The sequence below is a fragment of the Lapillicoccus sp. genome, assembly GCF_039935575.1.
Lineage (GTDB): Bacteria > Actinomycetota > Actinomycetes > Actinomycetales > Dermatophilaceae > Lapillicoccus.
The window spans coordinates 1-6354 of sequence record NZ_JBDTKA010000010.1; the positions used below are offsets into that span (position 1 = coordinate 1).

The window sequence follows — 6354 nt, forward strand, 5'->3', positions numbered from 1 at the left end:
GATGCCACCGACAAGGCCAAGGACAGAGCCGACGGGCTCGCGGCCAAGGGCCAGTCGGCTCTGGCCGACGCCAAGGACCGATCAGGAGAGCAGATGGACGACGCGACGAACAAGACCGACGACCTGATCGCCGATGCCAAGGCCAAGGCTGACGAGGCCAAGGCGAAGGCTGATGCCGAAGGCGAGAACGGAGGCGGGGCAGAGGGCGAGCTCACCGAGGTCGACGGCACGCTGGGCACCGATGCGGGCGAGGGCGACGCCGCCCCCAAGCGCGTCGGAGGCGAGTTCGGCGACCAGACCAGCTGAGACGTTGAGACGTTGAGACGCTGAGACGCTGACGCGGTTGACCTCTTCGTCAACCTGAGAGGGCCCGGATGCCATTCGGCATCCAGGCCCTCTCACCGCATGAGCTGGCTCGCCCTGACAGGGGAGCAGGCCGAGCCAGCACATGCAGAAGGGCTGGGCGCGGTTCGTGCGGGCCCAACCCTTCGCTTCTTCAACTATACGCCTTTTGAAGGACCGGTGCGACGTCCCCGTGGGAGACACGCGCGAGAAAATGACCCGCAGAGGACGGAGATTGGTATATTCTCCGCAATCTGCCCTTGATTTTGTCGAAATTCTGTCCAGATTCACAGCAGGGCCCCAGCGTCACACGTGCAACGAGGCTTCGCATGCACTGCGGGCGTCTGGCTTGCTAGGGATTCGGCAGGGCTTCCACGGGCCTGACAACCCACACCGCCGGTCGCGTCGCCCGATGTGCTGCCAGGACGACACCGATGGCGACCTGAACCACAATCTGACGACCGAGGGCCGCAGCCTGGGCCGGCCTTGCCCATCGACCCTGCCGTCGAGCCGAGCTCGGTCGCTGAGCCGAGTCGAACCTACACGGCCGACGACCCGAGCACCTGGTGTGAGCCCGCCTCGTCAGCCTTCGCGAGGATCGTCGCCACGGTGTCGATCATGCAGGACAACGCCGCGATGCAACGCGCCAACCGCGACTTCGCCTGGGCGCCGGTAGGTCGTGCACGAGGCGCCGCTCATGCTGCGACGACTCAGTTCAGCACGTAGCCCTGCACGTCGACGATCGCGTCGACACCGGCCCACGAGAAGATGCCGACCTTGCCGCCGGCGCCGACCTTGGCGATGACGGAGTTGGCGATCGTCTCGTCACGGCCGTAGTTCACGACCGACGTGTTCGGGCGAGCACCGCCGCTCGGGTACGCCGACAGGTGACCCGCCGCCTGCGTGCGCGTGGCCGTCAGGTTGAGCACCACGGCCTTGACCCCGGAGGCCGGCACCCCGCCACGACCGGTCACCTGCAACGAGATGGCCCGGCCCTTTCCGATGGGAGCCTTGGGAGCGCCCACGCCGTAGCGGGTGTCGAGCAGTCGGGCGGGGGAGAGGGCGCGAAGGTCGGAGGTGGCTGGGAACCAGCCCGAGACGTCGACGAGCACCTCACCGGCGGCCGAGCGGTAGATGCAGGTGGTCGGGCGCCAGGGCGCGGATGCCGATGTCATCGCCGCGTGCGGTGCGGTTGAGCAGGTGCGGCCCTGGGCGTGGATGTACGACCAGGTCAAGGTGCACTGAAGCGCAGCCTTGGTACCCGCCGAAGCGCAGGCCGCTCGGGTGGTCGCAGTGGCATCACGTCTCCGTCGGTCGTGCGATCCTGTCTCGGTGTTGGAAGGGGCCGGGTCGTCAGCAGAGGCTCAAGTATTCGCGGTCGCGTAGCCCGTGGGCCTGGGGTGCCACGGCTCCGGTCCGGTAGCGTTGCGACGGGCTGGGCAGAACGGGGTGGCACGGGTGAGCGGTGACACGATGGCACTCTCGGAGGGCCGATGGCGCCGCGTCCCCATGGTCCACTGGCTGCCGCGATACCAGTTTGCGTGGCTGCGGGGGGACCTCATCGCCGGCGCCGTGGTGGCGGCGCTCGCGATTCCGCAGGCTCTCGGCTACGCGTCGATCGCAGGTGCGCCCGTTCAGGTCGGCCTCTACGCACTCCCGGTGGCGCTCGTGGCCTATGCCGTGTTCGGCTCGTCCCGACAGCTCGTCGTGGGCCCGGTGTCGACCGTGTCCGTGCTGTCCGGGTCCTTTCTGGCCAGCTTCGGTGTCGCCGGTACAGCGCGAGCCGCGTCCTACACCGCCGCACTGGCGCTCGGCTCAGGGTTGGTGCTCATCGTCGCGGGCTTCGTCCGGATCGGGTGGATGGCCGAGTTCCTGTCCAAGCCCATCGTCACGGGCTTCGTCCTCGGACTGACCATGCTGGTCATCCTCAACGAGGTGCCCCACCTCGTCGGGGTGCCGACGCCCGCAGGACGAGTGATCGAACAGGTCGGTGCCCTGGGCTCGAGTGTCACTCGCGGCGAAGCCAACCTGACGACCATGGCAGTGTCGGCGGTCTCTCTCGTGGTCCTCTTTGGCGGCCACCGGGTCTTCTCGAAGTTCCCCTGGGGTCTCTTGGTCCTGCTCGGCGGCCTGGCGGCGTCGGCGGCCCTCGATCTGCAGGCACACGGCGTGGAGGTCGTCGGCCACGTCCCGAGTGGGCTGCAGAAGCCCGGCATCCCTACCATCGACCCCGCCGACCTGGCCGGCCTGTTCACCGCTGGAGCGGCGCTTGCCCTCGTGGGCCTGGCGGAGGGCTTGAGCGCAGCTCGTCTCTTCGCGGCCCGAGGGGCCTACCGCATCGACGCCAACCAGGAGTTGCTCGCCTCCGGCGCGGCCAACGTCGCGAGCGGGTTGTTCGGTGGGCTCGGTGTGGCTGGGAGCCTGTCCAAGACGGCTGCGGTCAGTGACGCCCGCGGGCGGACTCAGATGAGCGGGCTGGTTGCGGCGGGGCTGGCCGCGGTGGTCATCGTCGCTTTCGCCCCCACGCTGTCGGTGCTTCCCCGAGCGGTGTTGAGCGCGATCGTGGTCAACGCGGTGTGGAAGCTGATGGACTTCGAAGCCTTGGGCCGCTACAGCCGGGTGCGCCGTAACGACATCGTCGCCGCCGTTATCGCTGCGGTGGGCGTCCTGGCCTTCGGCCCCCTGGATGGCTTGCTGCTCGCCGTGGCCGGATCGGTGATCGGCCTGGTCTTCCGCTCCACCAGGGTTGAAGTCGAAGTGATGGGCAAAGTGCCCCATGAGAAGGCGGCGTGGGGCAGCATCGGCAACCATGCGGAGCGCTCGACCTACCCCGGGGTGATCGTGCTGCGCCTCAACGTGCCGCTCTTCTGGGTCACGGCGGCGCCGACCAACGACACCATCCTCGCCCTGATTGACACGATGCCGGGCACGCGCGCTCTGGTCCTCGACCTCGAGACGACCAACCAGATGGACACGACCAGCGCGGACGCCCTCGCTGACCTCCGGGCTGCCCTGCTTCGGCGAGACGTCGACCTCTTCCTCGTCCGGGTCATGTGGCCGGTCCGCAAGGCGCTGCGCAGCTCGGGACTGATCGCCGCGCTCGGCGAGGACCACCTGTGGCACAGCATCTCCCAGGGTGTGCGACAAGCGCGCCGCCTGCACGCACTGCTCGATCTTCCGGCGCACAGCGGGTCGCCACCCCCCGACGAGGCCTTGGCCGGCGAGCCCCTCGACGCCGACGACGAGGAACACATCGCGGCCCGCGACCCAGGTCCAGCCCCACCGAACGAGGAGGGGCCATTGTGAACGCCCTGCGCGAGGGAGTCGACGCCCTGGGCGCACCGGATCCGGTCTTCGACCCGTGCGTGGGCGCGGTGTCGGGCCTCCACGAGGCCGCATGAGAGTCCGACGCATCTCGGTTGACGGCGTCGAGCGACGGCCCCCTTCGCATGCCCGCGGTCTGCTCGCGGAGCAGGATGCCGTCTGGGTTGATAGCCCCAATGCAACCCCGGAGGCCCCCTCCGCTTGGGAGATGTATCCCGGTTCCATCGTCGCGCGGTCGCCAACTGTGTCGAGCACAGCTGATTGTCGACGGTTCGCAGCTACCCCGAACATGGGTTCACCGTGCTTCACGCCCCCAGATCGGTCGACGGGGGCACGTCCACTACTGGAGCTGAACCGGTCTGTTGGCCCGAACTTCCTCGTCACGGTCCCGTCCGCCTCTCGTCCTCTCGTCCGGGTCGAGGTCGCCGACATCGACACAGCGCCGTCACCCACCGGCTGGCGAGTGGCAGCCTCACCGGCGCTCGCGCCTACAAGATCTCCGAGGCGATCGCGAAATCGCTGGGCGCGACAGGTCGACCAGATGGCCCACTCGGCGCAGGAGTCCGGTGGGCTCGAGCCAAGTGTGACCTCATGGGAGACCCTCGAGGACCCCGAAGGGATCGTCGAAGACTTCTTTGAGGTGTGGTTGCAGCTGCTCGCCATCCGGACCGTGGCCGCGCAAACGAACGCCACGTACGGCCGTATCGCCGCGGCCACCAAGGACTCGAAGCATCCAGCGAGGGCCAGCGTTATCGACGTTGAGGACCAATATCGGCGGATCACCACGCTGGTCGACGGGCAGCGAGAGTTCCTGTACGGGCCTGGGTCGTGATCATCGCCGTCCCCACGGCGGTCACCGGCTACTGCGGCCAGAACCTCCCCAAGAGCACACAGGTCGGATGCCGTGGGGAACTCACCGGAGACGTCGACCAGCTGTCACGTTGGGCGACACGGCGCCCGTCCCTGATTCCGACACCGCAGCCCGACCGACGAGCGGATCGTGATCATTCCGCCCGCGGGCACGTGAACCCGTTGACCGGTGTCGTGCAGCCGAGTCGCTGCCACCGGAACGAAGTTCGTGCTGTCGGGGTAGTAGCCGGCTACGTCGACGAGCACGTCGGCCCCAAACCGCCTGGGACCTTCGTCCTCGGGGCACCCAGATCAGAGCGGGTGTCGAGTAGCCGGGCCGGGCCGAGTGGACCTGCCGCCGTCGCCTCCCTCATCGCTCCACCGGACAGATCCCTTCCGGCACAGTGACACCCCACGTGAGGTTGCGCCCCTCGAGGATCACGTCAGGTCGCCCTGATTCTCAGTAAGTTCGTAGTGATGACGTGTTATCGGCGGTTGTACCCCTTTGTCCTGGCAAGCTACCCGAATGAGTAACGGGGACAGCAGCCTGCTTGAAGGCCTCTATGAAAGCCTCATTACTCGCGCGCTAGAGAAGCGCATTTCCCGGCTTTCGGTCCTTGATGTTCACCGCGGAGCGATTGACGAGGCCGACGAACCGGACATCCTCGCGAGGCACATCCATGACGTAACTCTGCGGGCCCTGCGCCAAGAGAGAAGCGCGGAGCGACGGCTGGCTATGGTCAATCAGCTCGTAGAGACCCTCGGGACCCCTGGAGACTCCCTCTCAACCGCACGGCAACTCCTCGCTGTAGCGACGCCCTCCGCTCCCGGCGCCGTCATCCGCGCACTCAGTGAGCGTCCGTCGACGCCACTCTCGGATACCGCTCTACTCACTAATGCTCCGGGTGAGCCAGGCATTGGTCACGAGATCCGCGCTGAGCTGGCGAGCGCCGACCGTGTGGACGTCATCATGGCGTTCGTCAAGTGGTATGGGCTGCGCCTGTTTGAGGAGCGGATGATCGCGCTCCGAGAGCGCGGCGTCCCGCTCCGTGTGATCACCACGACCTACCTGGGGGCCACCGAGCGGGCTGCCCTGGATCGGCTTGTGAAGGACTTCGGGGCTCAGGTCAAAGTGCAGTTCGACGCACAGCGAACACGACTCCACGCGAAAGCGTGGCTCTTCCGACGCAACACAGGATTCGACACGGCGTATGTCGGCTCCAGCAACCTCTCCCGTGCGGCGATGCTGGACGGGGTCGAGTGGAACGTGCGGCTGTCCGCCGTGTCGACGCCCCCCTTGCTACGGAAGTTCCTGGCGACGTTCGACAGCTACTGGAATGACCCCACCTTTGAGAAGTACGACCCTGACGCAGACCGCGACAGGCTGGACGACGCGCTGGCCGAAGCGGCCGGTAGGCGAATCCACGATCGAGTGACCCTGACGCTCTCGGGCCTCGAGGTCCGCCCGTACCCCTACCAACAGGAGATGCTCGACCAACTCGAGGTCGAGCGCATTGTCCACGACCGCCATCGAAACCTCTTGGTCGCGGCGACTGGCACGGGAAAGACCGTGGTGGCTGCACTCGACTACCGGCGCCTCGCCGCCGAAGCCCCAACGCGCCCGGGCCTCCTCTTCATCGCACACCGACGCGAGATCCTCCAGCAGTCCTTACGCACCTACCGCGAGGTTCTTGCCGATGCAAACTTCGGCGAACTCTACGTAGACGGTCGCCGCCCCGAACGCTGGGAGCATGTCTTCGCTTCGGTGCAGTCGCTGTCCTCCTACGGCATCACTAACATCCCCGCAGGGGCGTACGAAGTCGTCGTGATCGACGAGTT

General features: G+C 67.2%; 6 protein-coding genes. 5 read left to right on the top strand and 1 reads right to left on the bottom strand.

From position 1 onward, the window contains the following. Together ABI385_RS01360 and ABI385_RS01365 are read left to right on the top strand one after the other, a co-directional pair. Positions 1-306 (top strand): hypothetical protein (locus tag ABI385_RS01360; protein ID WP_348101935.1); only part of this gene is annotated, 306 nt, incomplete at its 5' end. 522 nt (positions 307-828) lie between these two features. Continuing rightward, the gene (locus ABI385_RS01365; protein ID WP_348101936.1) at positions 829-1068 is read left to right on the top strand and encodes a hypothetical protein; all 240 of its coding nucleotides are present in this window, start codon (positions 829-831) and stop codon (positions 1066-1068) included. Here ABI385_RS01365 and ABI385_RS01370 read toward each other — a convergent pair. Next, positions 1053-1577 (bottom strand): hypothetical protein, encoded by a 525-nt coding sequence (locus ABI385_RS01370; protein WP_348101937.1) that lies wholly within the window; start codon positions 1575-1577, stop codon positions 1053-1055. The two genes, ABI385_RS01365 and ABI385_RS01370, sit on opposite strands and share 16 nt — an antisense overlap. Positions 1578-1800: 223 nt before the next feature. Here ABI385_RS01370 and ABI385_RS01375 point away from each other — a divergent pair, with 223 nt between their 5' ends. The 3 genes from ABI385_RS01375 to ABI385_RS01385 form a co-directional block, all read left to right on the top strand. Next, positions 1801-3648, top strand: a complete 1848-nt coding sequence (locus ABI385_RS01375; RefSeq protein ID WP_348101938.1) for a SulP family inorganic anion transporter — start codon at positions 1801-1803, stop codon at positions 3646-3648. Positions 3649-4207: 559 nt separating this feature from the next. After that, positions 4208-4498 (top strand): hypothetical protein, encoded by a 291-nt coding sequence (locus tag ABI385_RS01380; RefSeq protein WP_348101939.1) that lies wholly within the window; start codon positions 4208-4210, stop codon positions 4496-4498. Positions 4499-5041: 543 nt separating this feature from the next. After that, positions 5042-6354, top strand: a 1313-nt coding sequence (locus ABI385_RS01385; RefSeq protein WP_348101940.1) for a DEAD/DEAH box helicase family protein, incomplete at its 3' end; no start/stop codon positions are given.

Coding starts and splice junctions, on each gene's coding strand:
- ABI385_RS01380 (WP_348101939.1), top strand. CDS start 4,208: ATGGCCCACTCGGCGCAGGAGTCCGGTGGGCTCGAGCCAAGTGTGACC.